At 45.7% G+C, this 25,648-nt stretch carries 29 protein-coding genes; 19 read left to right on the top strand and 10 right to left on the bottom strand.

The window, feature by feature from the left end:
• Positions 1-23 precede the first annotated feature (23 nt).
• The 3 genes from L1F29_RS24910 to L1F29_RS24900 are packed head-to-tail and all read left to right on the top strand — an operon-like array spanning position 24 to position 2,550.
• Positions 24-1,736 carry an HAD-IIIC family phosphatase gene (locus L1F29_RS24910; protein WP_258384733.1) on the top strand — a complete coding sequence of 571 codons (1,713 nt, stop codon included), beginning with the start codon at positions 24-26 and terminating at the stop codon, positions 1,734-1,736.
• Complete coding sequence (locus L1F29_RS24905; RefSeq protein WP_258384732.1) at positions 1,733-1,966, top strand: acyl carrier protein; 234 nt, start codon at positions 1,733-1,735, stop codon at positions 1,964-1,966. The genes L1F29_RS24910 and L1F29_RS24905 overlap by 4 nt, the downstream gene beginning before the upstream one ends.
• Entirely contained in the window at positions 1,963-2,550 is a 588-nt protein-coding gene (locus L1F29_RS24900; RefSeq protein WP_258384731.1) for a GNAT family N-acetyltransferase, read from the top strand. Before L1F29_RS24905 ends, L1F29_RS24900 begins: the two co-directional genes overlap by 4 nt.
• 135 nt (positions 2,551-2,685) lie before the next feature.
• On the opposite strand, the gene L1F29_RS24895 is transcribed toward L1F29_RS24900, so the two are convergent.
• Positions 2,686-3,396: a glycosyltransferase gene (locus L1F29_RS24895; protein WP_258384730.1), complete on the bottom strand. Its 711-nt coding sequence runs from the start codon at positions 3,394-3,396 to the stop codon at positions 2,686-2,688.
• 253 nt (positions 3,397-3,649) lie between these two features.
• Positions 3,650-4,162 (bottom strand): hypothetical protein, encoded by a 513-nt coding sequence (locus L1F29_RS24890; RefSeq protein ID WP_258384729.1) that lies wholly within the window; start codon positions 4,160-4,162, stop codon positions 3,650-3,652.
• Positions 4,163-4,423: 261 nt separating this feature from the next.
• Here L1F29_RS24890 and L1F29_RS24885 point away from each other — a divergent pair, with 261 nt between their 5' ends.
• From L1F29_RS24885 to L1F29_RS24860, 6 genes are all read left to right on the top strand, one after another.
• Positions 4,424-5,113, top strand: a complete 690-nt coding sequence (locus tag L1F29_RS24885; RefSeq protein ID WP_258384728.1) for a glycosyltransferase family 2 protein — start codon at positions 4,424-4,426, stop codon at positions 5,111-5,113.
• A gap of 179 nt (positions 5,114-5,292) precedes the next feature.
• Entirely contained in the window at positions 5,293-6,633 is a 1,341-nt protein-coding gene (locus tag L1F29_RS24880; RefSeq protein ID WP_258384727.1) for a nucleotide sugar dehydrogenase, read from the top strand.
• The gene (locus L1F29_RS24875; RefSeq protein ID WP_309252336.1) at positions 6,593-6,991 is read left to right on the top strand and encodes an S-adenosylmethionine decarboxylase; all 399 of its coding nucleotides are present in this window, start codon (positions 6,593-6,595) and stop codon (positions 6,989-6,991) included. Before L1F29_RS24880 ends, L1F29_RS24875 begins: the two co-directional genes overlap by 41 nt.
• A complete protein-coding gene (locus tag L1F29_RS24870) occupies positions 6,888-7,433 on the top strand; it encodes an SET domain-containing protein-lysine N-methyltransferase (protein WP_258384726.1) in 546 nt (181 codons plus the stop codon). The genes L1F29_RS24875 and L1F29_RS24870 overlap by 104 nt, the downstream gene beginning before the upstream one ends.
• Before the next feature lie 226 nt (positions 7,434-7,659).
• Positions 7,660-8,541, top strand: a complete 882-nt coding sequence (locus L1F29_RS24865) for a YheC/YheD family protein (RefSeq protein WP_258384725.1) — start codon at positions 7,660-7,662, stop codon at positions 8,539-8,541.
• Between the two features lie 263 nt (positions 8,542-8,804).
• Positions 8,805-10,358 (top strand): glycosyltransferase family protein, encoded by a 1,554-nt coding sequence (locus tag L1F29_RS24860; RefSeq protein WP_258384724.1) that lies wholly within the window; start codon positions 8,805-8,807, stop codon positions 10,356-10,358.
• 61 nt (positions 10,359-10,419) lie between these two features.
• Here the strand turns inward: L1F29_RS24860 and L1F29_RS24855 are convergent, their stop codons facing one another.
• From L1F29_RS24855 to L1F29_RS24850, 3 genes are all read right to left on the bottom strand, one after another.
• The gene (locus L1F29_RS24855) at positions 10,420-11,577 is read right to left on the bottom strand and encodes an NAD(P)-dependent oxidoreductase (RefSeq protein WP_258384723.1); all 1,158 of its coding nucleotides are present in this window, start codon (positions 11,575-11,577) and stop codon (positions 10,420-10,422) included.
• Positions 11,550-11,774, bottom strand: coding sequence for a Rossmann-fold NAD(P)-binding domain-containing protein (locus tag L1F29_RS34515; RefSeq protein ID WP_373876563.1), 225 nt, complete (start codon positions 11,772-11,774; stop codon positions 11,550-11,552). The genes L1F29_RS24855 and L1F29_RS34515 overlap by 28 nt, the downstream gene beginning before the upstream one ends.
• 245 nt (positions 11,775-12,019) lie before the next feature.
• Positions 12,020-12,271: a class I SAM-dependent methyltransferase gene (locus L1F29_RS24850; RefSeq protein ID WP_258384722.1), complete on the bottom strand. Its 252-nt coding sequence runs from the start codon at positions 12,269-12,271 to the stop codon at positions 12,020-12,022.
• A 218-nt stretch (positions 12,272-12,489) separates the two neighbouring features.
• Between L1F29_RS24850 and L1F29_RS24845 the strand changes: the two genes are divergently transcribed.
• The 5 genes from L1F29_RS24845 to L1F29_RS24825 all read left to right on the top strand — a co-directional run bounded on the left by L1F29_RS24845 (position 12,490) and on the right by L1F29_RS24825 (position 17,114).
• Positions 12,490-13,488 (top strand): hypothetical protein, encoded by a 999-nt coding sequence (locus L1F29_RS24845; protein ID WP_258384721.1) that lies wholly within the window; start codon positions 12,490-12,492, stop codon positions 13,486-13,488.
• Between the two features lie 69 nt (positions 13,489-13,557).
• Positions 13,558-14,220, top strand: a complete 663-nt coding sequence (locus L1F29_RS24840; RefSeq protein WP_258384720.1) for a glycosyltransferase family 2 protein — start codon at positions 13,558-13,560, stop codon at positions 14,218-14,220.
• Between the two features lie 10 nt (positions 14,221-14,230).
• A complete protein-coding gene (locus L1F29_RS24835; RefSeq protein WP_258384719.1) occupies positions 14,231-15,049 on the top strand; it encodes a beta-keto acid cleavage family enzyme in 819 nt (272 codons plus the stop codon).
• Positions 15,050-15,062: 13 nt separating this feature from the next.
• A complete protein-coding gene (locus L1F29_RS24830) occupies positions 15,063-15,992 on the top strand; it encodes a DapH/DapD/GlmU-related protein (protein WP_258384718.1) in 930 nt (309 codons plus the stop codon).
• Positions 15,993-15,995: 3 nt separating this feature from the next.
• Positions 15,996-17,114, top strand: a complete 1,119-nt coding sequence (locus L1F29_RS24825; RefSeq protein WP_258384717.1) for an alginate lyase family protein — start codon at positions 15,996-15,998, stop codon at positions 17,112-17,114.
• 103 nt (positions 17,115-17,217) lie between these two features.
• On the opposite strand, the gene L1F29_RS24820 is transcribed toward L1F29_RS24825, so the two are convergent.
• The 3 genes from L1F29_RS24820 to L1F29_RS24810 are packed head-to-tail and all read right to left on the bottom strand — an operon-like array spanning position 17,218 to position 20,393.
• Complete coding sequence (locus L1F29_RS24820; RefSeq protein WP_258384716.1) at positions 17,218-18,090, bottom strand: glycosyltransferase family A protein; 873 nt, start codon at positions 18,088-18,090, stop codon at positions 17,218-17,220.
• A 27-nt stretch (positions 18,091-18,117) separates the two neighbouring features.
• Positions 18,118-19,407 (bottom strand): UDP-glucose dehydrogenase family protein, encoded by a 1,290-nt coding sequence (locus L1F29_RS24815; RefSeq protein WP_258384715.1) that lies wholly within the window; start codon positions 19,405-19,407, stop codon positions 18,118-18,120.
• Positions 19,404-20,393, bottom strand: coding sequence for a sugar phosphate nucleotidyltransferase (locus L1F29_RS24810; protein WP_258384714.1), 990 nt, complete (start codon positions 20,391-20,393; stop codon positions 19,404-19,406). The genes L1F29_RS24815 and L1F29_RS24810 overlap by 4 nt, the downstream gene beginning before the upstream one ends.
• 171 nt (positions 20,394-20,564) lie before the next feature.
• Between L1F29_RS24810 and L1F29_RS24805 the strand changes: the two genes are divergently transcribed.
• Positions 20,565-21,260: a glycosyltransferase family 2 protein gene (locus L1F29_RS24805; protein WP_258384713.1), complete on the top strand. Its 696-nt coding sequence runs from the start codon at positions 20,565-20,567 to the stop codon at positions 21,258-21,260.
• A 65-nt stretch (positions 21,261-21,325) separates the two neighbouring features.
• On the opposite strand, the gene L1F29_RS24800 is transcribed toward L1F29_RS24805, so the two are convergent.
• A complete protein-coding gene (locus L1F29_RS24800) occupies positions 21,326-21,895 on the bottom strand; it encodes a hypothetical protein (RefSeq protein WP_258384712.1) in 570 nt (189 codons plus the stop codon).
• Positions 21,896-22,276: 381 nt separating this feature from the next.
• Between L1F29_RS24800 and L1F29_RS24795 the strand changes: the two genes are divergently transcribed.
• The 4 genes from L1F29_RS24795 (at position 22,277) to L1F29_RS24780 (ending at position 24,931) form a co-directional block, all read left to right on the top strand.
• Complete coding sequence (locus tag L1F29_RS24795; RefSeq protein WP_258384711.1) at positions 22,277-23,572, top strand: nucleotide sugar dehydrogenase; 1,296 nt, start codon at positions 22,277-22,279, stop codon at positions 23,570-23,572.
• A 105-nt stretch (positions 23,573-23,677) separates the two neighbouring features.
• Positions 23,678-24,109 carry a hypothetical protein gene (locus L1F29_RS24790; protein ID WP_258384710.1) on the top strand — a complete coding sequence of 144 codons (432 nt, stop codon included), beginning with the start codon at positions 23,678-23,680 and terminating at the stop codon, positions 24,107-24,109.
• A gap of 145 nt (positions 24,110-24,254) precedes the next feature.
• The gene (locus L1F29_RS24785) at positions 24,255-24,557 is read left to right on the top strand and encodes a hypothetical protein (RefSeq protein ID WP_258384709.1); all 303 of its coding nucleotides are present in this window, start codon (positions 24,255-24,257) and stop codon (positions 24,555-24,557) included.
• A gap of 38 nt (positions 24,558-24,595) precedes the next feature.
• Positions 24,596-24,931 (top strand): hypothetical protein, encoded by a 336-nt coding sequence (locus L1F29_RS24780; RefSeq protein ID WP_258384708.1) that lies wholly within the window; start codon positions 24,596-24,598, stop codon positions 24,929-24,931.
• A gap of 220 nt (positions 24,932-25,151) precedes the next feature.
• On the opposite strand, the gene L1F29_RS24775 is transcribed toward L1F29_RS24780, so the two are convergent.
• A complete protein-coding gene (locus tag L1F29_RS24775) occupies positions 25,152-25,547 on the bottom strand; it encodes a CHRD domain-containing protein (RefSeq protein ID WP_258389797.1) in 396 nt (131 codons plus the stop codon).
• Positions 25,548-25,648: the final 101 nt, after the last annotated feature.

Here is a 25,648-nt window from a genome sequence, read left to right as displayed (position 1 = left end):
CGGGCACGGAGGAGGTATGGCGAGTGAACGCAACGTTGAATTATCTTGATCGGGCAGAATCCCTGCTTTGCTCCCTTCCCACCAGAGCGCGGATTGCCGGAAGTCTGAACATCGCCGACAAGCAAATGTTCAAGATCAGAGTCGATCGAACAATGCCCTTTGAATTTATCGGTAATTTGATGCCTCCCTTCTGTGAATTATGGAAGGCCGATGTCCGTTTCGACTATTCCGATTATGATGCGGCTTTGTCCGGTCTTGGCGGAAATCATCAGGCAGATGCTTACATCATCTGGCTGGATTGGCGTATCTATTCAAAATCGATGTCGGCGCAGGAGGTCATCGATTGGCTGGGCGAACGGATCGGACAGCTGCGCGGCGTCACGGATAAACCGATCTGGGTGAATAATTGGCCCGAGTTACCGAAGGACGGAGACATGCTGTTCAGCTCCAGCGCAAGCGACCGCGGCTGGTTCCGCAAATTAAACGCTTATCTATTGGAGCTTATCGAGGGCAGCAGCGGATGCGAGCTGATTGATCTAGTCGGTTTGGCGCATCAAGGGTCGGAATCGTTCTATGATGAACGAAATGAGGAAGCGAGCAGTTATCCGTTATCCAATCAGGCCACGATTATCGTCGCCCGCCATCTTGGCGTGCATCTCCTTCCCGCTGCGTTTGCTCCCCGGCTCAAAGCGATCGCCCTGGATCTGGACGATACGCTTTATAACGGCGTCTTAGGAGAAGAAGGCGTTGATGGGGTAATCCTGACGGAGGGTCATCACCATTTGCAGAAGCTGCTGCTCCGGCTGAAACAGTCCGGAATGCTGCTTACGGTCTGCAGCCGCAACGAGGAACGGGATGTGAGAGCTTTATTTGACGGAAGAGACGATTTTCCGTTGAAGTGGAACGATTTCGCGGCCGTTTGCGCCAACTGGCAGCCCAAACCGGAAAACTTAAGCCGATTGGCTCAGCAGCTGAATATCGATCCTGGAGCTTTCTTATTTCTGGACGACAACCCGGCAGAATTGCTCAAGATGGCGGCCGCGCTGCCTGATGTCCGCCTGTTCCGCGCGAAGCGCAGCGGCATTGAAACAATGAACGGATTATGTCATTTTCCGGGGCTGTATCTGCTTCGTCCCGATGGCGAAGCCTCATCACGGACAGCCGATATTCAAGCCAATGCAATCAGAGAACAAAGCAGACAAGAGGCCGCAAGCTTTGAAGACTATTTAGAGGGCTTGAAGATGGTGGTGAGCATGTACGAGAATGAGCCTTCTCATGCCGGACGATTGTATGATTTAAGCCGAAAAACGAATCAATTCAATGTGGCTCTGCGGCGGATGACGGAAATCGAAGCAAAGGAAGCCATGGATAGCGAGCATTATTTGACGGTTACGGTCCGTCTCTCCGATCTGTTAGCCGACAGCGGGATTATCGGCGCATTCGTATGCCGGATAGAGGGGGAGAATGCGCAACTGACCGAAACGCTCTTTAGCTGCAGGGCGCTTGGACGAGAGGTCGAGACGGTATCGTTTGCTTGGGTATTGGAGAAATTGATTGCTCATGGCGTCACAAGGCTGAGCATCGATCGGACCGAAGGGCAGCGCAATGCTCCTGCCTTGGACTGGTTGAAGCGCTTTGTTCCGGATACAGCTGAGACCTGCTCCCTGCCTGACTTGTATGGCCGCGTTAAGACGGCGTGCACGAACCATCCTGCGAAGATTGAGGTGATCCAGTGAAAAGTGAATTGCGTAATCAGGTTCGGTCTATCTTATCGGAGGTACTGAACGCTGATTTGTCATCGATAGACAATCCGGCAAGGAATGAACTGGCAGCTTGGGATTCATTGAAGCATATGGAGCTCATTCTCCGCCTTGAGGAGCAATATCACATTCGCTTTTCAATCCGGGAGGTAGCGGATATTCAATGCTTGGATGATATCGTGGGGATCATAGAGGTGAAATCGTGAACCATAATATAGTCGTCGAACGCTTTGGGGTTCGATTAAGGCCCGTTACGATGGACGATGCCGATTTTATATTCCAATTAAGAAGAGCGCCGGAATTGTCCAAGTATATCGGGGAAGTCGATTCCCGGTTTTCCGTTCACCGTTCATGGCTTGATCAATACTTCGAGCGAGAGGGAGATTATTACTTCTGCATCGAGCTGCTATCGGGAAAAGCCGTCGGCACGATTTCGATTTATGATATTGCGGATAATAAAGGGAATTGGGGAAGGTGGATCATTTCGCCCAATATTCCTGCTGCACCTGCCAGCGTATGGCTTGTTTTTCATGTCGCTTTCGATATATTGGGCTTGTCCAGCGTATATTCCAATACGGTAATTGACAATGCAAGCGTCGTCTCATTTCATGATAACTGCGGATTGATTCGTACGGGAATCGAACGAGGCGGTCTCACGATCAAAGGCGTTGTCTATGATACGGTCATTCATACGGCATCCAAGGAGAACTGGCCCTTCATACAACGAAAATTAGAGAAGCCTGCAGCTATGGCAGAACGTTTGTTGCAGGAGGATTCGGATTCAGTATGATAACTGCTGTGCTGCGGTATCAATCCAGTCCTGAGAGTACCGAATGGATTATCGCTTGATACATATCAAACGATATTCACGACAAAAAAAGCACCGGTGCTTTTACCGGTGCTTTTTTTTGGTGTTTTCTTCTGCTCATATGAACTTCTTTAGTACAGCATTCACTTTCTTCGGGTTCGATTCGAAATCAGCGAAGGACAGCCATTCCTGATTTGCTGTATTTCGTTCATGCACCACAATCATATAATTTCGCTTGCGATCCGTGGTCAGGATTTCATGCTTATTCATAATGACCCCTCCATGGCCGTTTGGGGACGGGTAATATTTTCCTGCCAAATACTCGTCTCTCTTGAAGATCCAGGTATAAAAAGGAGGAGAAGGCGTCGTTACAGCCGCTATGCGATGGTTCACGCTGTCGTAAATGTATCCTGCTTGGTTGATGAGTGCACAAGTATCCGGCTGCGGTGTATAATCATGCAGCTGCTGGATAAACGATTTACGATAGGTGTCGTCGCAATCAAGACGAACCAAGTACAAATCGTCGCAGCCGAAAGAGATGTTTTCTTGAATTTCCATAGACCGCCGATAATTGGGGACAAATTGAATGTTGCTTGGGAGCGGTTCATACCTGTTCAACGTCTGAAGTACAATATTTTCGCTTATTTCCGCATAATGGATTAGGGCCGTGAAATTTTGGTTGGTCTGTTTCTTGAGGCTTTGCAGCGTATACTTCATAAAAATCGACATTCTGTATTCGATCCACGATTGCGTCAAACCTACCTGCCAATGATTATTGGGCTTGGAGCGGCTATTGAACTCGATTCCGACAATGATTGTTTTTGACATGCCTATCATCCTTTCTGCCAAAGCGGGTAAGACGTACCGCAAGCTCGAATGAAAATAAGTCATATTTGCTATACTATTCTGAAGTAGATAGTTTGGTATGGGCATCTTGAGAGAGCACTGCCGTTTCAACAATGGTCCGAGCAATCGCGGGTGGCGGGCTTGTCCCTTCCAAAACGAGAGAAACCGGCAGCTTCAGCGGACATCTGCTGCAGAATGGCACGGTTTCCTACAGCTGCAGACCTGCGCTGAGATATTAGTCGTCATACCGGAAGCTGCCGTAGTCAATGACGATAATCCGATTATCGCTCGATATGGCCAGGTTCTTGCTTCGGAGACTTCGCGCTTCAATTCCTTCCTTTAAAAACTTCTTTCTCAACCGGGGCAGCTTCTTCTCGTATTCTTCCGTCAGCTTTTCTATTCGACTGATTTTTTTCATAATAATCCACCCGTTTCCGTATTCGATAACGGGGCACAGATGCTTTCGCAATCTGCGAGAACAACGGTTATAGAGATGGAGTTCTTTCTGATTGCTGGTTAGTCCTTTTTTGGAAAGGGCAACTTTGACCACGTATCCGTTCTCGAGATCGTATACGATTCTGGTTTTCCCGCTGCCAATGACTGTATATTTCAACCGCAGCTTGTTTTTTGACTTCCTTTTCATATTCATAATCCAATGCCGGATCGATTCTAGGTCTCTATCGGATAACATTGTGCTTCGCTTCGTTTCTTCGACGATATCCGAGCTCGTTCTCCGCTTCCGTTTCACTGCGACCAACTCCTTTTTTGCTGCTTGGATAGTATATGTAGATTATGTAAATGGAGTTACCCCCATAAGTCAAAATAGGATTTGGGGAATTAAGGTAAAGGTCTAGCTCGCAGCCCTATTATTTATCAGGCTTAATAGAAGTCCAAGAATCATATAAACCAGCTGCATATACTACTAACACATAGGTTCGGTCAGGCTTGAAGCCGGATAGAGAATGATAGTTTATGCAATTGCAGATGATTGAAGTAAGGAGGGGGGCTCATGATCTCTGTCATTTGCTGTACGATAAGAGATAATATGATGGAGAATGTATTTCGGAATTATGACACGCAGAAGATGAAGAAAAAGGAGCTCATCATCATTCTGAATGAGGATAAGATGGATAGAGCCAAATGGATCCGGCGAAGTTCTCGTTCAAAGAATGTATCCGTCTATCGACTTTCGAAGAAAACTACTTTAGGGGAATGCTTGAATTTTGCGATCCATAAAGCCAAATATGATATTGTTGCCAAAATAGACGATGACGATTACTATGCTCCCCGCTATCTTTCGCAGCAAGTCAAGGCATTAAAAAATAAAAAAGCCGATGTAGTGTGCAAGAGAACCGTTTATATGTACTTTGAACAAGAAAAAAAACTTGCGATCCATCTCGATGGCGACGGGGAAAATAAATTTTTGTACCAGGCCGAGGGAGCAAAAGGGTCAACGTTCGTATTCCGTAAAAAGATACGCAGAAAAATCAAGTTTTCGCCTCTTAACATGGATGAAGATATGATATTCCTGAGGGAATGCACAAAACATCATTATAAAATTTATGCAACGGACAAGAAAAACTATGTATGCTTCAGAAGATCGGAACGTCTGCATACCTGGAGTGTGCCAAATCAATCTTTGCTGGAAGAGTCAAAGATCATTCGCAGAACCAAACATTACAAGCGTTACGTGCAATAGATCGTTTAGGAATTTCATTATGATTTAATAAGCTGCCGGACGGCACATGTCTAAATAAATCCTATTATCGGTTGCGAATAGGATTACTTAGACATGTGCCGTCGCCGTATCCGGTACGGAAGAATATACTGAGATCCATGAAGAAAGCGAAGTCACAGCATTCCTGAAGCTTTTTTTCAATGCTGACCCGTATTAATACTCGGTTAGATAAGGGGAGTAGAGCTTTGAAAATCTGCGTGATTGGGCTAGGATACATCGGATTGCCAACAGCCGTCATGTTCGCCAAATACGGCTTGCGCGTGCACGGAGTAGACGTGAATTCAGAAGTCGTTACTTCACTAATCCATAATAATCCACATATTAATGAGCCGGGCTTAAAGGAAATCGTAACGGATGTCATTCATCGCGGGCTTCTTACCGTGTCATCTGAACCGGAAGAAGCGAATGTGTTTATTATCGCTGTTCAGACCCCGATCAACCCCGATAAAACCGCTAATTTGGAATATGTGAAAATTGCCGCTGAAAATATTGTTCCCTTTTTGAAAAAAGGGGATCTGGTCATATTGGAATCAACGGTGCCGCCAAGGACGGTTGAAGATGTGCTGATCCCGACCCTTCAAAGATCGAAGCTCGAGATCGGCAGCGAGCTGTTTATCGCTTATTCGCCGGAACGCGTCTTACCAGGGAAATTATTCGAAGAGCTGGTGACCAATGACAGGATTGTAGGAGGAATCAATTTATTGTCCTCGCAGAAAACTGCAGATCTATATAAACATTTTGTGAAAGGAAACATTCATATTACGGATGCCGGGACGGCTGAAATCGTCAAGCTGATCGAAAATTCATACCGTGACATCAACATTGCATTCGCCAATGAATTAGCTCGAATCGCAGAAGTGATTGGAATCGATATTTGGCAAGCTATTAAATTGGCCAATTCTCATCCAAGGGTTCACGTTCATAACCCTGGACCCGGCGTAGGAGGACATTGTATCGCCGTCGATCCATGGTTTTTAGTCGAAAAAGCGCCCCGCGAAGCGGAGCTCATTACTCTTGCCCGATCCATTAATGATTCCACTCCCCAGCGCGTCATTCGCATGATCGAAACAGCAGTCCGTGAAATCAATCAGCCTGTCATTACATTGCTTGGCCTTGCCTTCAAGGGAAACATTGACGATATGCGGGAGAGCCCTTCCTTAGTCATTATGAATGCGTTAATTATGAAAGGATATAACGTGAAAGTATTCGATCCTCTTATTAAAACAGCTATGGAGGGAAAAGTTACCACCCTGGAGGAAGCGGCGAGAGATTCCGATTGCCTCGTGTTTTTGACCGACCACGATCAATTCAGGACGATCGATTACAGCCTAATAAAAGATTTGCTGCGCACGAAGATGGTTCTCGATATGAAGAATGTTACAGAACGTAATGAATTAACGGATTTAGGAATCACTTGCATAAAAATCGGATCATCCCAACATGAACCTCAAGGAGATCGATCGTATGTACAAAAGAATTAAACATGAAAACAAATTATGCTACGGAAAGCACCTCCTTTTGCACATGGTCGATTGCAACGACAATATCTTAAGCATTGCATTTGTTAAACAGTGGATCGGGCAGCTTGTGAACGATATCGACATGGTTGCTTTCGGCGAGTGTCATTGTTACCGTTTCGGGGAAGGCGATGAGGTCGGGTTATCGGCCGTTCAATTAATTATGACAAGCAGCATAACTTTGCATACGAATGATTCATGCAGAGAGGGGTACCTGGATGTCTTTAGTTGCAAAGATTATTCAGAAGATCAAGTTATGGATAGCATCAACAAAGCCTTCTCCCCGAGACGTCTCGAATACCAGACCGTTATTCGCGAATAACCGGTTCTACCCGGAAGAAATACCTTATCGCGAAGATGAACCAAGCGCGGCGAAATTCGAAATTGTTCATCATAACCAATACGGAGACGGAGTCGTGTCAAAAATCCGATTTCAAGCCGAACAGGTTTTGTTTCGCTTCTCCGGTAATGAACTCCCTTATCAGACGCTGTTTACGCTGCAGAAGAAACCCGGCTTATATATTGAAGATCCCTATTTTATGGGGAAGATCTTGCATTCATGCAATCCCAATGCACGAGTTGATATGGATCGGCAAGTTTTTATCGCAATCAGAGCGATCGACGCCGGCGAGTATATTACGATGGATTACGAAACAACGGAAGATATCCTGTTCAGACAATTCGTCTGCGAATGCGGCTCACCTAAATGTCGCGGTTTAATCTCCGGAAGAAGCTACCGCAGAATTTCCGAAGATTGGAGGTGATATGATGGAGAGATTAATAAAAGAATCGGATCCTATTCCCATCATTGGAATATGCGGTGCACTGCAAAGGGATCGGATACCCGCCAAAATATTCAGGGAAATGAAGCGCCGGCTGATACATTTAAGTAAGAATGTTAAGAAGAAAGCAATATTTGTCTTATTTACGCTTGAAGATTTAAATGCCGAAACGCGGCAAATGGAAGGATATCGATATGATGAATCCAATATGGAGAATTCATGGAACAAGGGGGTCTTCCCTTATCCTAATACGATCTTTGCCAGATGCGGAATACCGCTCGAGAGTGCGCGAGAGATTGAGAAGATCATCGGATTTAAAGTGTTCAACACGATAAACTTCAATAAATGGGAGGAATGGTGCGTCCTTAATACGGAACCGCAATTAGAGAAGCATTTGCCTGATACATGTCTCGTTAACGGCCCAGAAATCATTAACGATTATTTGGGCAAATATAACTGCGTTTTTCTTAAGCCGGTTATTGGAAGCACCTCTAACGGGGTTGTTCGGGCGAAGTATAGCGATAAAAGCATCGATGTTGTGTGTACGTTGAATCATGAGACGCATCGAAAAAAATTCGCGACGGCTAACGATTTGTGGCGTTGGATAAGGACGGACGTATCGAAAGCCAATTATGTGGTACAGCAAAGAATACGAACAGTCAAATGGAAGAAGAAGCTTACGGGCATACGATTGAATATGGCAAAGGATGGGTCGGGAAAGTGGGAAAACTGTCTATTAATCGGTCTGCGTGCGCTTAATGGGAGTCACATCGCATACAGCAGGGGATACGACCCGGCCGAAATCATGATCGAGATCGACAGTCTCTTGATGGAGCTTCAAAAGAAAGGGATTCATGATGCGAAACGGCTGAAAAATACCATTATTCAGCTTGGAATGGACATCTGCCATTTTTTTGATCGTTGCGGTTACCATGTAGCCGATATCGGTATTGATCTTGGGATCGATAACAAAGGGAAAATATGGATATTCGAAGTGAATAGACGTCCCTATCCATACTACAATTTTCCAGTCTATGATAAATCTATAACCGCTCCATTAGAGTACGCCGTACACCTTGCCGGTCAGTAAGTCTGAACCAACTCGTTTCTTGCGGAGCAATAATGTATAGACGGAGTGAGATGTATATGGGCCGTAGAGAAAAAAAACGAAGATCCCGAAAAAACAGCGAGATACTGCAGACGAAGTCGATTCCGGATGAGCCTTTTTTCAGAAGAAATCATCCCGAAATAAAAGTTGCTTGCATAATGGACGCCTTTAGTTACGATTGCTTTAAATACGAATGCCATTTAGAACAGCTGTGGCCTCACACATGGAAAGAGCAAATGGAGAGCATGAAGCCTGATTTCTTGTTCGTGGAATCGGCTTGGAGAGGTGCGGAAAATTCGTGGTCCAGCAAATTGACGAACCTGAATGAGAAACCGGAAAGCAAGATTTGGGAGCTAATGGAATATTGCCGCAGCAACCAGATCAGAACCGTGTTCTGGAATAAAGAGGATCCTGTGAACTACGATCTTTTTATCGATGCGGCTAAATTATTTGATACCGTCTTTACAACGGATGAGAATTGTCTTGAAAAGTACTATAGCGACCTCAATCATATGCGCGTATTTGTATTGCCGTTTGCTTCGCAACCCGCTATTCACAATCCCGTTAATGAGACATCGAACGACAAAAGCAATGTTGCGTTTGCCGGTTCCTGGTTTCAAAAATACGAAGAGCGTGTGAAGGACATGGAGATCCTCCTGAAACCGGCCATACCATATGGGCTGCAAATTTTCGATCGCATGCAAAATATTGAAAAGTACCGATATCCGGAACAATTTCTGCCCTACATCGTCGGTTCGTTGGATTATAACGAGATGGTGACGGCCTATAAGAACTATAAACTATTTCTTAACGTAAATACGGTGAAGGATAGCCCGACGATGCTCTCGAGAAGGGTATTCGAGCTCCTGGGTTCCGGAACCAATGTGATCAGCACCTATTCCTTGGGCATTGAAAATATGTTTGCAGGCATTATTCCACTTGTTCAATCGGAAGAAGAGTGCAGTCAATATATCCATCTCCTTCTCCAGAACCCCGAATTTAGTCAACGATTGAGCCTGCTGGGCATTAGGGAAATAAACAGCAAGCATTTATATAAACACCGTTTCCAATCGATTCTGAATAAGATCGGTATTGATTATAGTCAAGTTCCGCCCAGTGGAGTATCGATTATTACATGCACGAACAGACAACATAACATGGACAATATTTTCGAGAACTATGAACACCAAAAGTGGGGTAATAAGGAGCTTATCATTATCCTCAATCATGATGGCCTGAATATCAAGGAATGGAAGCAAAAAGCCGAATTGTACCCCAATGTATCGGTTTATAGAATTCCGGAGGAGAAGTCGCTTGGCGTATGCATGAACTTCGCTGTCGATAAGGCCAAGCATGACTACATTGCCAAATTTGATGACGATGATTATTATGCACCCAACTATTTGACGGATGCTATGCACGCATTTAATTACACGGATACCGACATTGTCGGTAAACACACCTATTATGCTTATGTTGAGAACCTGAAGGCACTTACCATCCGGTTTCCCGGAAATGAGAATCAATTCGGCCGTTTTCTGGCCGGACCGACACTTCTGATCAAAAAAGATGTTTTCAATATCGTCAAATGGCCTGATCAAGAAAGAGGCGGGGATACGGCATTTTTGCGGGAATGCCGTGCCAACGGGGTGAAGATGTACTCATCGGATAAATACAATTTCTGTTATCGAAGATCGAACCCCGAGAACCATACATGGAGAACCAGCAATCTGGCTTTTTTGCAAAACTGCTCGATTATGTCTTATTCCAGCGACTATAAGACGCATGTGACGGTCTGATGAACAAAGCTGCTGAACGAACAGCGTCGGCAGCTTTGTTGTGTTCGAGCATCGCGATTTATCATGTCCTTGACTGAAGGCGAACGCTTCTTTCGATTTCGATCCATGCCGTTAATGCCAGACTTTCGGGAATTTCGATGTCGTCAAAATGGATGAGCTGTCCAGGAGCAATGCGCCTCTTGACGACGGCGTTCTTCAATAAACCGATCGGAACATGGCCGATATGGTTTCGTATGTGGCAAGCTTTTCCCCGCACGTCAAAGCTTCCGATACCGTCTTCGATTTTGTCACCTGGATTGAGGGTGCGCTTGGCTATGGAAGCGACCCCGACGGCCGGAAGCACTCCATTATTCAACAGAATTCCTCCCCCGGAGAAAACCCTTCTTATGGTTTTGATAATCTCCAGATGGCATAAGTGAAAGCTCGAGGTTAACGTATAGTAGGGGCCGTCACCCAATTTAAAGTATTTCAGCGCTTCCCGCTGATTCTCGTGATGCTCTGCAACAATAAATACGCTTGCGGGGGAACGGGGAATTAGCAAATAGTCGCTGATTGGGTAACCATTCACTTTTGCTTTGTCAGCCAATACAAGAGCCCCCGTATTGATATCGTTAGAAGGGATGCCCAATAATCCGACCTCGGCTATATCGGCATTCAATCCGTTTGCAACGAGAGCTTGCTCGATTTCTATTTTTGTTCCATCCGTAAACGCGGTAACCATTCGAAGACTTATTCCATGTTTTTTGGCCCAATATTTCATATCGTTCCATTCTGGCGTATGATTCAGAAATCCTTTTACATTACCATAAACAAGCGGTTTAAAACCCATGCTCACTGCATTTTCTTTCAGGATGGCAAGGCAGCCGGGCTGATCGCCTTCGGCTTCCGTCACGAAACCTTTATTTACAAAGTAAGAGCCGGTTGTGACATGGAATTCCGCATTCATGGTTACGACGGGAAGCGAGGCCGTCAATAGTTTATGGATGACCTCGGTTCCATGGATGACATCCCCGCTGCATTCCACGATCAGGTCAGAATGCTCGATCAAATCGTCCACGTCGTTCGTTAACTTTTCTTGTCCCGGGAAATTCGGGCATTCGTGAAGTTTTCTGCGGGTTAATACTTTGCTTACTTTCAAATCGGCATGTTCGGCCAGAGCGAGAATCAAGCCTCTCGCAATAAAGCCGGTTCCTACGATTCCGATTCGCTTAGCATCCATCTGTTTTCCCCCAACTGAACAAAATAAGCGGGTGCCCCATAGCCCGCAATTGTCTTTCCTTCACGCTTGATTTGAATAAATAGGGAGAGAAGCTCATGCTTTATGCGGATGGCTTGCTCCTGAAACCTTGAATAGACTCCCATTCGGTCTAAGCCATATTCTTTTTCAATATCCAGCAATTCTCCTACTCGGGGCATGATTGGTTTGGTCTTATCTGCCTCATGACAGACAAAGATTCGCAAGGAACCGCCATGGGAGCTCAGCTGCTCCACATCAAAAAAGGGGAAATTCCATGGTTATGGCACCCTGAGGCTTAAGTCAGCAGCTTTGGCAGCAATATTGGCAGCCGGATCGATGCCTAATGACGGGATATTTTTATTCAAGAAGTACTGCAGTAAATAGCCGTCATTACTCGCGATTTCTATCACTTGAGAATGTTCGTTCAAGGAAAAACGGTAAGCTGCCATTTCGGCGTAAAGTAAGCATAATCAGAAAATATATGTTCAGGAGCCTCCAATTCTTCTAATTGAACCGGATAACATGTGCTGCAAACGTAAGCATGCAGAGGGTAAAACCGCTCCATGTTTCTTAATTGTTCGGAAGAAAGAAAAGAATTGGCCAGCGGGGACATTCCTAAGTCAGCGAAGGAATGCGTTAATGGATTTCCGCAAAAACGGCAGCTGCTCTTACTCATGAAACGAGAGCCTCCTTTGATCGAATAGGCGATATCTTCTCTACGTTATAAAGCTATTTAGTTATATTATTCCCATACGAGAATAAAGGAATGAACATTTAAACTATTTTTATAAAATGGTTTGGCGCCAGTCTAATAGATACGCGCCGTCGCAGGGAATGAAACGGAAGAATATACTGAACCAACAGGTGTGAGGCAAGAGAGAGGAAGGTAGAGAGATGCGAATATTGTTTCGGGTAGATGTTAATACCGACCGGGCATGGTCAAGGACAATGGTATCTAACCTCCAACAATGGATGCGCGAATTGAACTATGACGCTGAAGTAAAGTATACAAACGATTATCGTAACTATGATGTCGTTATATTTGGACGGTTTGCCGAAGCCAGAGATATTCTAGCAGCCAGAACTCTCTATAAGCATATTTTGATCGGAATGTTAGCCCCTATCGACGATACAAAAATAAGAAGAGAAACCATCAAGCTGTGCGATTTCCTGATTCAGTCCTCCATCGAAGGCAGAGACCATTTTATGAAGTACTGCCCGCATGTTTTTATTATGCCAAGTATTGAAAATACCTTTACAAAATATAAGAAGCATAAAAACAACTCAACCATACGCATTGCATATGTGGGCAACAAATATCACATAAGAGAATTGCATCCCCATATAACGCCTGCGCTAGAAACGTTATCGCAGGAACGAAAGATTCAATTAGTGGCGATTTCCAACTTTAATAAGCTAAGCCAATGGAAGGTCGGCCGGCCCGCCAAGATCGATATCGAATATAAGAAGTGGGATGTCGATCGCGTAGAAGACGACTTGCTATCCTGCGACATCGGGATCGTGCCGGGGCTGACACCGGGGATCAAGCTTCTCAAAGCACCTGAATTTTATGCCAAACGGACCGATTACGCTCTTCGCTTTAAAAATGAATCCAACGCAGGAAGGGCATTCGTATTTCATCAATTGGGTCTTCCGGTTATATCCGATTTTATCCCGTCCTGTTTTCATATCCTTGCAGATCCTTATTGCGGTCACTTGGCTCACTCGACCAATGGCTGGATCTATGCATTAAGAGACCTATGCTCTTCCGCAGCGAGAAGGCAGAAAATTGCAGATTATGCCTATCATGCGTTTCACAAGTACTATAACCCGCTGGACTGGACGGAAAGACTATATTCGAGCATTAAACAATTACATCAGACAAAGAAGTAGTCAGTCATTCTATATAGAAGGGAGAATACTATGATTTCCATTATAACCTGTACGATCAGAGATTCGTGCATGAACAATGTTTTCGCCAATTTCGACAATCAGAAAGTGAAAAAGAAAGAATTGATTGTTATTTTGAACCGGGACGATATGAATATCCGCCGGTGGAGAAGAAAAGCGAGACGATATAAAAATGTTCACATTTACCGGGTCGCTGAAGAGCACAACATCGGAAAATGCTTGAATTACGGTGTCGGAAAAGCGAACTTCGATATTATTGCCAAATTTGACGACGACAACTACTATGGCCCCGGTTATTTAAGAGAGGCTTTGGACGCATTTAAGAACAAGCCAAAGGCATCCGTTGTAGGCAAGTATTCCGCGTATGTCTACTTTGAAGAAACAGAGGCGCTTATGATCTATAGGGGTGGCGGAGAAAATCGGTATAAAAGAAGAGTCAAAGGAGGAACCTTCGTATTCAGACGGTCAGTATGGAACAAGATCAAATTCAATGAACAGCTCAGACAAAACAGCGACGTCGATTTCTTGAATAGATGCAGGGCGAATAAGTTTAAAATCTATTCGGTCTCCAAATACAATTATGTTTGCATACGGCGGGCGGATACAAATTCGCATACGCAAAAATTGAGCACGCAAGATTATATGGCTAAGTGCAAGCTGGTTGCATACACAAAAGACGTCCTGCCGATTATTACGAAAAAGTTATCAAGATAGAGGTGAAATGATGGAGAAATTAATGATTACTGCGGCCATAACGGGAGGGGTTACAACAAGGAAAAATAATCCGAACCTTCCGATAACGCCAAAGGAGATTGCTGATGCTGCGTATGAGTGTTGGCTTGCCGGTGCCTCAATCGCACATATTCATGCACGCGAAGATGACGGGACGCCAAGCCAGCGCGTTGAAGTCTATCAGGAAATCGTCTCTCTTATCCGGGAACGGTGCGATATTATCCTTAATTTGACTACAACTGGATGGGGACAATCGGGTCAGGAAGAAGATCGATGGAAGCCGCTCGTATGCAAACCGGAAATGGCAACCTACACGCCTGGTTCGATGAGCCGGAAAAACAGCGTCATGATCAACACCCCCGCGTTTGTCCGTAAGCTGGCAGAGAAAATGAATGAATATCGGATCAAACCGGAAATCGAAATTTTTGATTTCGGGATGATCAGCCAAGCGTTGAAGATCGCGAATGAAGGACTTCTTGCTCATCCACTTCATTTTCAGTTCGTTCTGGGGGTAGAAGGGGGAATACCGGCCTCAACCAAAAATCTCCTTCACTTGGTTGAAAGTATCCCCTCAGAAAGCACATGGTCCGTTGCGGCAGTCGGCAGGGCGCAGTTGACGATGGATATGCTGGGCATCATTCTGGGCGGGCATATTAGAACGGGCTTCGAGGATAATGTATATTTCAGCTACGGGAAATTGGCGGCAAGCAATGCGCAGTTAGTTGAAAGATTGGTTCGGTATGCTACGGATTTCGGAAGAGAAATCGCCACGCCGGCAGAAGCGAGAAAACTATTAAGTTTGGATTCTTGAAAGGATGAATCGAATGGCAATAAGCTTTAAGCTTAGCGATCTGCTCCGCTTTCTGCAGGAGATGGGAATTCCTTATGATGTGGCGGGAGATGCCGTTGAGACGGACAGGGAGATAACGGGTTTTTCTTCTATTTACGATACCAGGCCGAATACGTTGTCCTGGATGAAGTCGCAGTCTTTGGACTGGTCCGTCATCCGAGCTTCTGTCATCATTTGCTCCGCTAACGCTGAATTGCCCACTAACACGAACATGATCTTTATCGCTGTTGAACATCCGAGAAATGCTTTCGCTCTCGCTTTGCGGGCGTATTATCCTAAGCGAACGTATGCCGGAATTGCGGAAACAGCCATAATCGGAGAAAATTGCGTGATCGGCAAGCATGTTTATATCGGTCATCATGCCGTGCTCGGCAATAACGTGAAAATAGGCGGTCATACTCTTATTCACAGCGGCGTCACTATTCATGATCATGTAACAATTGGATGCCATTGTATCATTCACAGTGGAGTTGTTATTGGCACGGAAGGGTTCGGGTATGAACGGGATCCACAAGGAATCGCCTTCAAAATGCCTCATATCGGAGGAGTTATCATCGAGGATGGGGTGGAAATCGGCAGCAATTCATGCGTGGCCAGAGGCGTGCTATCGGATACGATCATTAGAAGAAATTCGAAGATCGGGAACCTGACCCATATCTCCCACAATGTATGCGTTGGAGAAAATGCGATGATCACGCATCTTGCCCATATCGGGGGCAAGTTAATTATTGGAGACGACTGTTGGATTGCGCCGGGATCCGTTTATAAGCAAGGGTTAACGATCGGGAAAGGCTCGGTTACGGGATTAGGGGCGGTCGTTATTAGAGATGTGCCGCCATTCGATACCGTTGCCGGCGTCCCGGCCAAATCTTTAAAGCAGCAATCCGGCAGTAAGGAGGGATAAGCCGTGATCTTACCGGAGCGGTTATACCATTGGCGCATTGACCCCTATACGATTATCCGTCAAGCGGAACAATCGCTTCAAGCCGATGCGATATCGATTACGACCGTGAGGGCGAAAGCCAGCGAGGGAGGTCCGGGCGATTATTATTCCAACGGCGACTATTGGTGGCCGAATACCCGAACCCAAAACGGACTTCCTTACGTCCGGCGGGACGGAAAATCGAATCCGAAGGCATTCAAAGCTCATCGTGAGATGCTTCGCCGTATGCGGACGCATGTCGCCAATTTGGCAGCCGGGTACGCCGTAACCGGCAATCGCGTCTATGCCGAAAAAGCAGCGGGGCTGCTGCGTGTTTTTTTTATAGATCCTGCTACCCGCATGAATCCGCATTTGCGGTATGCCCAAGCCATTCCGGGGGTATGCTCAGGGCGTGGAATCGGAATTATAGATACGCTGCACTTAATCGATGTGCCGCAGGCAATCGAGATGATCCGGTTGGCGGACGTACTGTCCGGCAAAGAGATGAAAGCACTGCGACTGTGGTTCGTCTGTTATTTGCGCTGGATGGTGAAGCACAGATACGGTATTCAGGAACGCGCAGAAAAGAACAATCATAGAATTTGCTGGTATGTGCAGGCGGCGGTGTTTGCCCGGTTCACCGGCAACAATCGCATACTCCAAGAGTGCCGTGAAGGCTTCCGGACCATACTGCTGCCGGAACATATGGCAAAGGACGGCAGCTTTCCACGGGAACTCGCAAGAACGAAGCCTTATGGATACTCGATCTTTACGCTGGATAATATGGTTACGCTTTGTCAGGTGTTAAGTATACCGAAAGACGACTTATGGCGGTACGAACTGCCGGATGGCCGCGGAATCCGTCGCGCGCTTCATTACATGTACCCTTATTTGGCCAATAAATCAAAATGGCCCAAAAAACGGGATGTTGAACATTGGAAAGGCTGGCCAGTACGTATGTCGTTTATGTTATTTGCCGGTCTCGCACTGAAAGATATGCGGTATATGGAGCTCTGGTCGAGTCTGAAAGCCGATCCGTCCAATCCGGAAATTCGACGGAATATGGCCATTCGTCAGCCGCTTCTGTTCATCGCGAAGGAATAAAACGCTATCTTTCCTTAACTTTGCAAGCCCAAGAAGCACTGGCGAGAGCGCCAGTGCTTTCTTCTTTTTCATTCTCTTCTCATTTAGAGCGTTCATTCAATCCTTATTTTGCTTTGACTTTATAATAATCATAAATCCATTTTTTAAGCTCTTCTCCGGTCGTGCCATAATTTGAAGCCGATACTCCATTATCTTTTTTCCCTTTTATCATGCTGTTGTTATCGCCATGTGCAAGAACCCAGGTTATGAAGGGGAAATCGATCATGACATATTGTTTGTTACGTTCCTCCAGATGTTGAATCACTCTCGTATGAGCTTTGAGCACCATATGAAAAAACTTATTCCGTACATCCTCTTTCCTGGAGGAACGAGGGAAGTCCTCGTTGGACATGTAAATAACGGCACTGCTGCCGCAGCCGATGAAGAAGCGATCTCTTCGCAGCCAAACCTCTTTATTCACTAAATTAATCATGAGCCCTCTCCGTAAAACAAACGCATCCGATCGGGGCTGTGAGCGAATATACTCCACAAATCGATAATGTACCCAATCATCGGCATCAAGGGGCATGAAATACCCCGAAAACTTGATTTTTCTTAAATATACTCCTATTGCCTTGCGTTTTCGCATTTTGTCGCCGCTGAATCCATTGGAATTTTTGGGGGGAGGGAAATCAACGGATAACCAGGTAACCCGTTTATGCTTCATTTCCTCAATTTTTGGCTTTTCGTGACCGGCAATGACGATACGGAAATTCTGGTCCGTATTTCGCAATATGGACCGGAGCGTTTTAGCCAAGTTGTCCTGAACCTTTTCCCAATCTCGGGAAACCAGTTTGCTCTTGAGAGAAATAGCAAACGCAACTTCAATCGGATGCTTCTCATTTTTTGGCGGATGCTCTGCGCCGTTGAACATATCCTCCGTTTGAAGCTGCTGTTTGATGGCAGAAACAGGCTGACTTATCTTTTTATTGTCCATCTTGAAATCCCTCCAATCTCTTCCAAGTTAACAATAACCGATTCCCTGATAGTAATAGCCGAGCGCCGTCATTAGCTTGGCGTCCAGCAAATTTCTGCCGTCGAAGACGTTAGGCTGGTTCATGCTTTGTTTGACTCGCTTCCAATCCAATAAGGGATAGCTGCTCCATTCCGTACACAGGATAACGGCATCTGCGCCTATTAGCGCTTGTTCCGGGGAAGCGCACAGCACGGCGGAGCGATTAAGATCCGACGGAAGCTTTGCAACCGGATCATGAACGCTCACGAGAGCTCCTTCGTCAAGCAGAGCTCGAATAATACGGAGGGCAGGTGCTTCCCGAATGTCATCCGTATCCGGCTTGAAGGCCAGACCCAATACAGCCGCTTTCTTTCCTTCAAAGCTTCCTAACCGCGTACGGACTTTGTCCAGCAGATGCAGATGCTGTGCCCGGTTAACGGATATGACTTGTTCTAATAATGTCAGGTTTGATCCGTGTTTATTTGCCGTTTGCAGCAAAGCGGATACATCCTTTGGAAAACAAGAGCCTCCGTATCCGATTCCAGCCTGTAGAAAACCCGGCCCGATTCTGGAATCCAGCCCAATGCCTTCCGCCACTTCTTTCACATTGATATCCAACCTGTCGCAAAGTTTGGCCAATTCATTCATGTAGGAGATTTTGGTCGCCAAAAAAGCATTCGCTGCATATTTGACCAATTCCGCCGTTCTTGGCGTTGTAATGACGACTGGACAATCCAATGAATAATACAGTGCTTGGAGAAGCTTCGATGCGTGTTCGTTATCGGCCCCGATAATGATCCGATCGGGATTCATCGCATCCGACAGCGCTTTTCCTTCACGCAGGAACTCCGGATTGGATACGACATCGAATGAATGAGGAACAAGCTGGGCGTTTCGGATCCACTCGGTCACTCTCTCCTGGGTGCCGACAGGGACCGTGCTTTTATTGACGATCAACTTATAATTGTCCATGTATCGGCCGATATCTGAAGAAACCTGCTGCACGTACCGCAGGTCGGCATTGCCGTCAGGATGGGACGGGGTTCCCACGCAGATGAAGATGACATCGGTATCCTTGACGGCCTGCTCCGTATCATTCGTGAAGCGGATTCTGCCTGATTGCAGATGCTTCTTCAACAGCTCCTCCAGTCCTTCCTCGTAGAAAGGCAGCGAACCTTGCCGGAGCAGATTCACCTTGTTCTCATCCCTATCAAGACCCGTAACGTTCCATCCCATTTCCGCCAATACAAGAGCGGTAGTCGTTCCTACATAGCCCGTTCCGATTACGACAATGTTCATTGACCTGTCACGATCCCTTCTGATTGTGAGCCCGTTAGGACGGATCGAAACCCGATAACCGTATCCTTGACGTGGTAAGGTAAATATTTCAGATGCACCTGGCTAAAAATGACGCTGTTCTCCACTCGGCATCCTTCAATACTGGTGCCTGCACCGATCGAAGCATAAGGGCCGATAATACAATTCCTTAATACGCATCCATTGCCTATTGCGACCGGAGGAATGATTCGGCAATTCTCCAATACGGATGTTTTGTTCGGCAAGACGCTTTCCATCTGTCCAAGCTTATAGCGATTGGCTTCCAGCAGCCGCTCCATCGTGCCGACATCGAAATTCCGTTTATCCGTAATATGGTAGGCTACCGGATCGCCTTGATCGATTAGCCATTGAATGGCATCCGTAATTTCATATTCGCCTCTCGACGAAGGCGGGATGGCAGCGACGGCCTTGAATATGGATGAACTGAACGCGTATGCCCCGATGACGGCCAAATTGGATCTGGGGTATTGCGGCTTTTCCTCCAATCTAACAATACGTTGACCGGCCACTTCCGCGATTCCGTAGTCTCGAGGATTGTGAACCTCTGCCAACATCAAGGCGGCGTGGTATCGCTGGGATGACACGAGCGCATTCAACTCGGAAAGAGATTCTGAAATTAAGTTGTCTCCTAGCAAAAGCAAAAAAGAATCTCCGCCTATAAAGCCGATGGCTTGTTTTATCGCATCCGATATCCCCATCGGCTCGTCCTGAAGAATATATGTGAGTTTCAGGCTCCATCTTTCACCGTTACCGATCTGTTCCTTAATGATGGCATCCTGCGACGGGTGGATGACAATGCCGATCTCGTCAATTTCTTGTTCGATCAATTTCTCGATACAAGTTTGCAGAATCGGAATATTAGCGATAGGAATGAGTGTTTTGGGATAGGAGCGGGTTAACGGATACAGTCGAGAACCTCTTCCGGCGCAAAGGATGAGCCCTTTCACATTAAATCTCCCCCTTAATGAGGTAATATAAGCTTTATTACCAATGTATGATGAGTTTCTAGATCTGGCATGGACATAGTGGCTGTTGCATTCGCCGTTTCTTCGACTACACATCACTCATATTCTAACTAAGAGGTCATGAACAGGATATTGAGAGAAGGAGAGAATGAGATGGTTTCTATTATCTGCTGTACGATGAGAAACTCTTATATGAAAAACATCTTTCAAAATTACGAAAGACAAGATTATAGAAAGAAAGAAATGATCATTGTTTTGAATAAGGATGATATGGACATCGAGGCATGGAGAACGGAAGCGAAGAAATATAAGAACGTATCCGTCTATCAAGTTTCGGAACAATTTCAATTGGGCAAGTGTTTAAATTATGGAATCAAGAAAGCCAAATTCGATATTCTTGCTAAATTCGACGATGATGATTATTATGCCACCCACTATTTGAAAGAGGCCATGGACCTGCTAAGCAGCAATCCGAAGATATCCGTTGTAGGGAAACATACTTCCTTTGTTTATTTTCAAGAACAGAAGGCCCTCATGATATATAGGGAAGGGGCGGAGCATAAGTATCGCAAACATGTCAAAGGAGGAACATTGGTTTTTAGAAGATCCGTGTGGGATCGCATCAAATTCAATGAAAAGCGCGCAAATGGCAGTGATGCGGTTTTCTTGAGAAGATGCAAAAGGGACGGTTACCGGGTTTATTCCGTTTCCAGATACAATTATGTTTGTATAAGAAGAGCGGACCTGGGAACGCATACGCAAAAAACAAGTGCAGAAAAATATATGACCAGATGTACACTCGTCTCCCAAACCAAAGACTTCATTCCGCTTATAACAAAATTTTTGTGAGTGCCGAAATCATTAAGAAAAAGGGGCTGCCCATCGTCTTGCAGGATGATGGGCAGCCCTTTTATTTAATAGTGATCGCATTCTGATTTAATGGTTGTACGGAAAGCTGCTTTTTTCTCGTGCTGAAGGATTTGAAAATTGGATTCCGAATCGTAACCGTTGATCGTCCATTCATCCGGATGAGTGAGCAGTTGAATTTTAGGGTGTTTTATTATCGTATCCTCGTCCGGGTAGCCGTATTTCCATTGATGTCTGGAATCTGCGATATATTTTATTTTCAAATCAGCCCAATCCGACTCTCTAAACTCGAAAAATAAATCATCGTAGGTATTAATCAATCCCTTGATTTTTAATTTAAGCTGCAATGCTTCTCTTGTAGGCCGATGATAGGAGAAGCGGTCAATCGGGATTTTTATCATTTTCTCCATTAACTCGACATCATGCAGAATATAGTCCTCCATTTGATTCAAGCTTTCCAGCATGCCCAAATGAACATGCAGCCCGATATGATGCCCCATCTTATGAATTTCCCTTACGGTCCGTATGCTACGCTCGGAGAACAAATTGTAAGCATCGTTGCGTATTTGAAAAAAGTAGCTGGAGCGTACGCCTAGCATCCATTCGAGAAGAGCCATTTGCAATGCTCTTTCGATGGAAAACTCAACATCATGGCGCAAGACCGTATAGCTGGTCGTTGCTTCGTTTACATCCCGAAAATCCATGTATCGGCGGGAGGCTAAGAGGTTTCGAAGGATAGAGGAATATTCCAGGAAAGAAAAAGATCGTATTTTACTCACCCTTTCATTTATATTGGAGTGTTGCTAATCTCATAGATCCGTTTATGCCAATTTATGTGGAAACAACCGTAAAGGCACAGCATTTAGCGCTGTGCAGAAATCTATTTTTCACTTTAAGCCGAAAATCGTAGATGGTATCCACTCCAAATGAAAATGAGCAACATAAGATATCATTACGATGGCTTAAATAGAATGGAAAGGTTGAGGTGAAGATAGATTATGAGTCGTGAGATAGGCGTCATTGGCCTAGGGTACGTAGGACTGCCACTGGCACTTACATTCATTCAGAAGGGATTTAGAGTAATCGGGGTGGATGCAAACAAGCAAAAAATCGATGCATTGAACGGTGAAAGAAGCTATCTGCCCGATGTTTCTGATGAAACCGTAAGAAACTCCATCACGCAGAATAAATTGACAGCTACGACGGATTACGCCCAATTATCGGAAGCGGAAGCCGTTATTTTATGTGTTCCGACTCCGCTGACCCAAGATCATACGCCCGATTTAACATATCTGCATCAGGTTGGATCGGCCTTAAGTAAACACCTTGTGCAAGGGCAGCTCATCGTGCTGGAGAGCTCGACATATCCCGGGACGACAAGAGAAGTATTGAAGCCTCTGCTTGAAATGAGCGGCCTGAAGGTCGGGGTGGATTTTTATTTAGCCTACTCTCCTGAACGAATCAATCCGGGTAATATGAATTTCACCTTGGAGACGATTCCGAAAGTCATCAGCGGGATAACGGCAGCGTGCACGAAGAGAATCGTAGAGCTGTATGCTGCGGTGTTTGCGGATGTGGTCCCGGTTTCTTCGCCGGAAGCCGCCGAACTGACGAAATTGCTGGAGAATACCTATCGTTTCGTGAATATTTCATTAATAAACGAATTTGCCATGCTATGCGAAAAACTGAAGATTGACGTTTGGGAAGTCATTACAGCTGCGAAAACAAAACCATACGGCTTTTCGGCCTTTTATCCCGGGCCGGGAATCGGAGGACATTGCATTCCCGTAGATCCGCTTTATTTGCAGTGGAGTGCAAACCGCATCGGATCGAATAGCAAATTTATCGAATATGCCCATGATATCAATAGCTCAATGCCGGCCTATATTGTAGATCGGATAAAAGATAGTATCGGAGATACCGTCCTCGCAGGGAAATCGATCTTGGTCATCGGCGTGACCTATAAACGAAATATCGATGACGTACGCGAATCAAGCGCGCTGACACTGATGAATTTGTTTGCTCAAGAAGGGGCGGTGCTCTCGTATCATGATCCGTATGTTCCGGAGATTACGGTTAACGGATATCCGTTGAAGGGTGAGGAACTGAACGAAAGGATATTGTCGGATGCAGATTGCGTTATTATCGCTACCGATCATTCGCAGCTGCCGATCCCATTCATTCTTGACCATGCACCTCTGGTGTATGACACGCGAGGGGTGACCAGAAGCTTCAATGGCAAAGGCCGGATTGTGCGCTTGGGAACCGGTATGCTTGATGATGCGGGCGGATAATGCGGTATATCTATTAAAATGTGTGAATCTACCAAGTCACATGGCTTATCACAACTAGATTCGGTTTTATATATTATAGTACAAGCGCGAAGGGAGGAGAGTTCCATGAGCAAAAGGGAAAATAGAAAACACGAAAATAAAAAACGTGAAGACAAAAAGCAGGGAGACAAAAAACACGAATATAACCTAAAAGAAGAAATAGAAAAAGAAGTAAGAAAGCAGCTGAAATACATCGTCTTGAAAGTGAACGTGGTCTGCAAACCCGAAATCAATGTCGTCAACGATACACAAAGAGAGGTTGCGATAGGCAAAACCGGCGTGGCCGCCGGCGCGCTCCCGGATGTTGCCGTAGCTCACGAAAACAGTTCTTCTGCAGCCGGCTATAACCCCGATGCAGCCAATGTCGGCGATGACGGAACGGCACAAGCTGCGGATCCTAATTCTGCGCAGGCCTTGAAGAATGCTCAGTCCTTGCCATCTGCATCTAACCAAGCATCCGAATCCGGCCGCGGAGATCTAAATCAAGCCATATTCTAATCGATCTGGGGCTGTTTAGGGGCAGCCCCTTCTATGCTTTGCGCATTTTTCGCTAATAAATGTGCAAATCTACCAATTAATGAGCCTTTCCAAATCATTTTGAGTTTCATATATTACATTATCTCTATGAAAGGAGGTATGTGAGATGAGTAAGAAAATGCATAAGAAGCAATGTTGTCCGAGCGTCAATGTCGTGACGAATAACAGAGAAGAAGTGGCAATCGGTAAAATTGGCGTAGCCGCCGGATTTCTTCCAGATGTGGCCGTAGCCATCGATAGAAGTTCTGCAGCCGCCGGCTTTAAACCCGATTCCGCCAATGTCGGCGATGATGGAACGGCACAAGCTGCGGATCCGTATTCTGCACAAGCATTAAAGGATGCGCAATCTTTTCCTGATAACTCTCTTCAAGCATCTGAATCCGGTCGCGGGGATCAACTCATAACCTAGAGAACTATCCTATCAAATTATGAAAGGAGGGACCTGGCATGCGTATGAAAAAGCATGGTATGCGTAAGAAAAAACATACCGAGCAACACGATGATTGCTGCTGCCCGGACATCAATGTCGTGACCAACAACAAGGATGAAGTGGCAATCGGTGATATTGGTGTAGGCGCTGGCGATTATCCGGATGTGGCCGTAGCCAAGCATAGAAGTTCTGCAGCGGCCGGCTATAAACCCGATTCAGCCAATGTCGGTGATGATGGAACGGCACAAGCTGCGGATTACCAATCTGCGCAATCATTAAAGAATGCACAATCTGCGCCTCTCGACTCTATCCAAGCTTCTGAATCTGGTCGCGGAGATCAAAGTATATTCTAAGAGAGTTACCTTCTATTATAGGGATCCAGACTGTCGAACGAGTCTCGACAGTCTGATTTTTTTATCATGGTTTCCAGAACGGAAGAACATTGACAGCGCAGTGCCTGTTTAACGCATCTTTTCGTCAATCTTTAAGGAAGAGGGGCTGCCCGTCGTCATCTAAGATGACTTATGGGACAGCCCCTCTCACGATTGGAATGCCTTTGTGAAACTTTTACAGCTACCGGCCGACTTGGCCGCGAATTTCCCCATTCGGATTTTGAATGGTATGCACATTGACATAAGCGTTGCCGCTTTCGAACTCGCGGACGAGGTCGCGGATCGTCCTTCCTTGAAGAGGACCGATAAGATCTTGGTTGGTCAGGACACCTCGCACGACTCCCCGTCTAACGGAAATGCCGAATTTGGACGGACCGAACAAGAAGGCGACGATAGGACCGTTCTGCCCTCTTCTTCCAAGATGAATATGCCCTGCGGTCACGCGGTTAATATTTCGGACAATAAGAAGGAAGCTTAGCTGGGTACCGTTGTTAATAAGCCGGAAAGCGGCATTTCCTGTCGCGATCGTCCTTACGGGAGGCACCTCGTTACGGCCGTTTAAGACGGCTCTGAAAATTCGGATAGGTCTCCACTCCTTTTCATAGTGATGATTTAGTATATTCATAGATTTCCGAAGAGGTATGTTTACCGGCCTACGCATTACAGCCTTGTAAGTCC

This window comes from Paenibacillus spongiae, from assembly GCF_024734895.1.
Taxonomy (GTDB): Bacteria; Bacillota; Bacilli; order Paenibacillales; family Paenibacillaceae; genus Paenibacillus_Z; species Paenibacillus_Z spongiae.
This window is presented reverse-complemented; position numbering and strand designations above follow the sequence as displayed.

What these genes read in the sequence shown, in the direction of transcription:
- L1F29_RS24840 (WP_258384720.1), top strand. Translation starts at nt 13,558, where the DNA reads ATGAACAATGTTTTCGCCAATTTCGACAATCAGAAAGTGAAAAAGAAA.
- L1F29_RS24875 (WP_309252336.1), top strand. Translation starts at nt 6,593, where the DNA reads ATGAACCTCAAGGAGATCGATCGTATGTACAAAAGAATTAAACATGAA.
- L1F29_RS24870 (WP_258384726.1), top strand. Translation starts at nt 6,888, where the DNA reads ATGTCTTTAGTTGCAAAGATTATTCAGAAGATCAAGTTATGGATAGCA.
- L1F29_RS24880 (WP_258384727.1), top strand. Translation starts at nt 5,293, where the DNA reads ATGCTGACCCGTATTAATACTCGGTTAGATAAGGGGAGTAGAGCTTTG.
- L1F29_RS24895 (WP_258384730.1), bottom strand. Translation starts at nt 3,396, where the DNA reads ATGTCAAAAACAATCATTGTCGGAATCGAGTTCAATAGCCGCTCCAAG.
- L1F29_RS24805 (WP_258384713.1), top strand. Translation starts at nt 20,565, where the DNA reads ATGGTTTCTATTATCTGCTGTACGATGAGAAACTCTTATATGAAAAAC.
- L1F29_RS24815 (WP_258384715.1), bottom strand. Translation starts at nt 19,407, where the DNA reads ATGAACATTGTCGTAATCGGAACGGGCTATGTAGGAACGACTACCGCT.
- L1F29_RS24835 (WP_258384719.1), top strand. Translation starts at nt 14,231, where the DNA reads ATGGAGAAATTAATGATTACTGCGGCCATAACGGGAGGGGTTACAACA.
- L1F29_RS24790 (WP_258384710.1), top strand. Translation starts at nt 23,678, where the DNA reads ATGAGCAAAAGGGAAAATAGAAAACACGAAAATAAAAAACGTGAAGAC.
- L1F29_RS24780 (WP_258384708.1), top strand. Translation starts at nt 24,596, where the DNA reads ATGCGTATGAAAAAGCATGGTATGCGTAAGAAAAAACATACCGAGCAA.
- L1F29_RS34515 (WP_373876563.1), bottom strand. Translation starts at nt 11,774, where the DNA reads ATGCCCCGAGTAGGAGAATTGCTGGATATTGAAAAAGAATATGGCTTA.
- L1F29_RS24820 (WP_258384716.1), bottom strand. Translation starts at nt 18,090, where the DNA reads ATGGACAATAAAAAGATAAGTCAGCCTGTTTCTGCCATCAAACAGCAG.
- L1F29_RS24845 (WP_258384721.1), top strand. Translation starts at nt 12,490, where the DNA reads ATGCGAATATTGTTTCGGGTAGATGTTAATACCGACCGGGCATGGTCA.
- L1F29_RS24865 (WP_258384725.1), top strand. Translation starts at nt 7,660, where the DNA reads ATGGAGAATTCATGGAACAAGGGGGTCTTCCCTTATCCTAATACGATC.
- L1F29_RS24830 (WP_258384718.1), top strand. Translation starts at nt 15,063, where the DNA reads ATGGCAATAAGCTTTAAGCTTAGCGATCTGCTCCGCTTTCTGCAGGAG.
- L1F29_RS24785 (WP_258384709.1), top strand. Translation starts at nt 24,255, where the DNA reads ATGAGTAAGAAAATGCATAAGAAGCAATGTTGTCCGAGCGTCAATGTC.
- L1F29_RS24800 (WP_258384712.1), bottom strand. Translation starts at nt 21,895, where the DNA reads ATGGCTCTTCTCGAATGGATGCTAGGCGTACGCTCCAGCTACTTTTTT.
- L1F29_RS24885 (WP_258384728.1), top strand. Translation starts at nt 4,424, where the DNA reads ATGATCTCTGTCATTTGCTGTACGATAAGAGATAATATGATGGAGAAT.
- L1F29_RS24860 (WP_258384724.1), top strand. Translation starts at nt 8,805, where the DNA reads ATGAAGCCTGATTTCTTGTTCGTGGAATCGGCTTGGAGAGGTGCGGAA.
- L1F29_RS24850 (WP_258384722.1), bottom strand. Translation starts at nt 12,271, where the DNA reads ATGAGTAAGAGCAGCTGCCGTTTTTGCGGAAATCCATTAACGCATTCC.
- L1F29_RS24855 (WP_258384723.1), bottom strand. Translation starts at nt 11,577, where the DNA reads ATGGATGCTAAGCGAATCGGAATCGTAGGAACCGGCTTTATTGCGAGA.
- L1F29_RS24795 (WP_258384711.1), top strand. Translation starts at nt 22,277, where the DNA reads ATGAGTCGTGAGATAGGCGTCATTGGCCTAGGGTACGTAGGACTGCCA.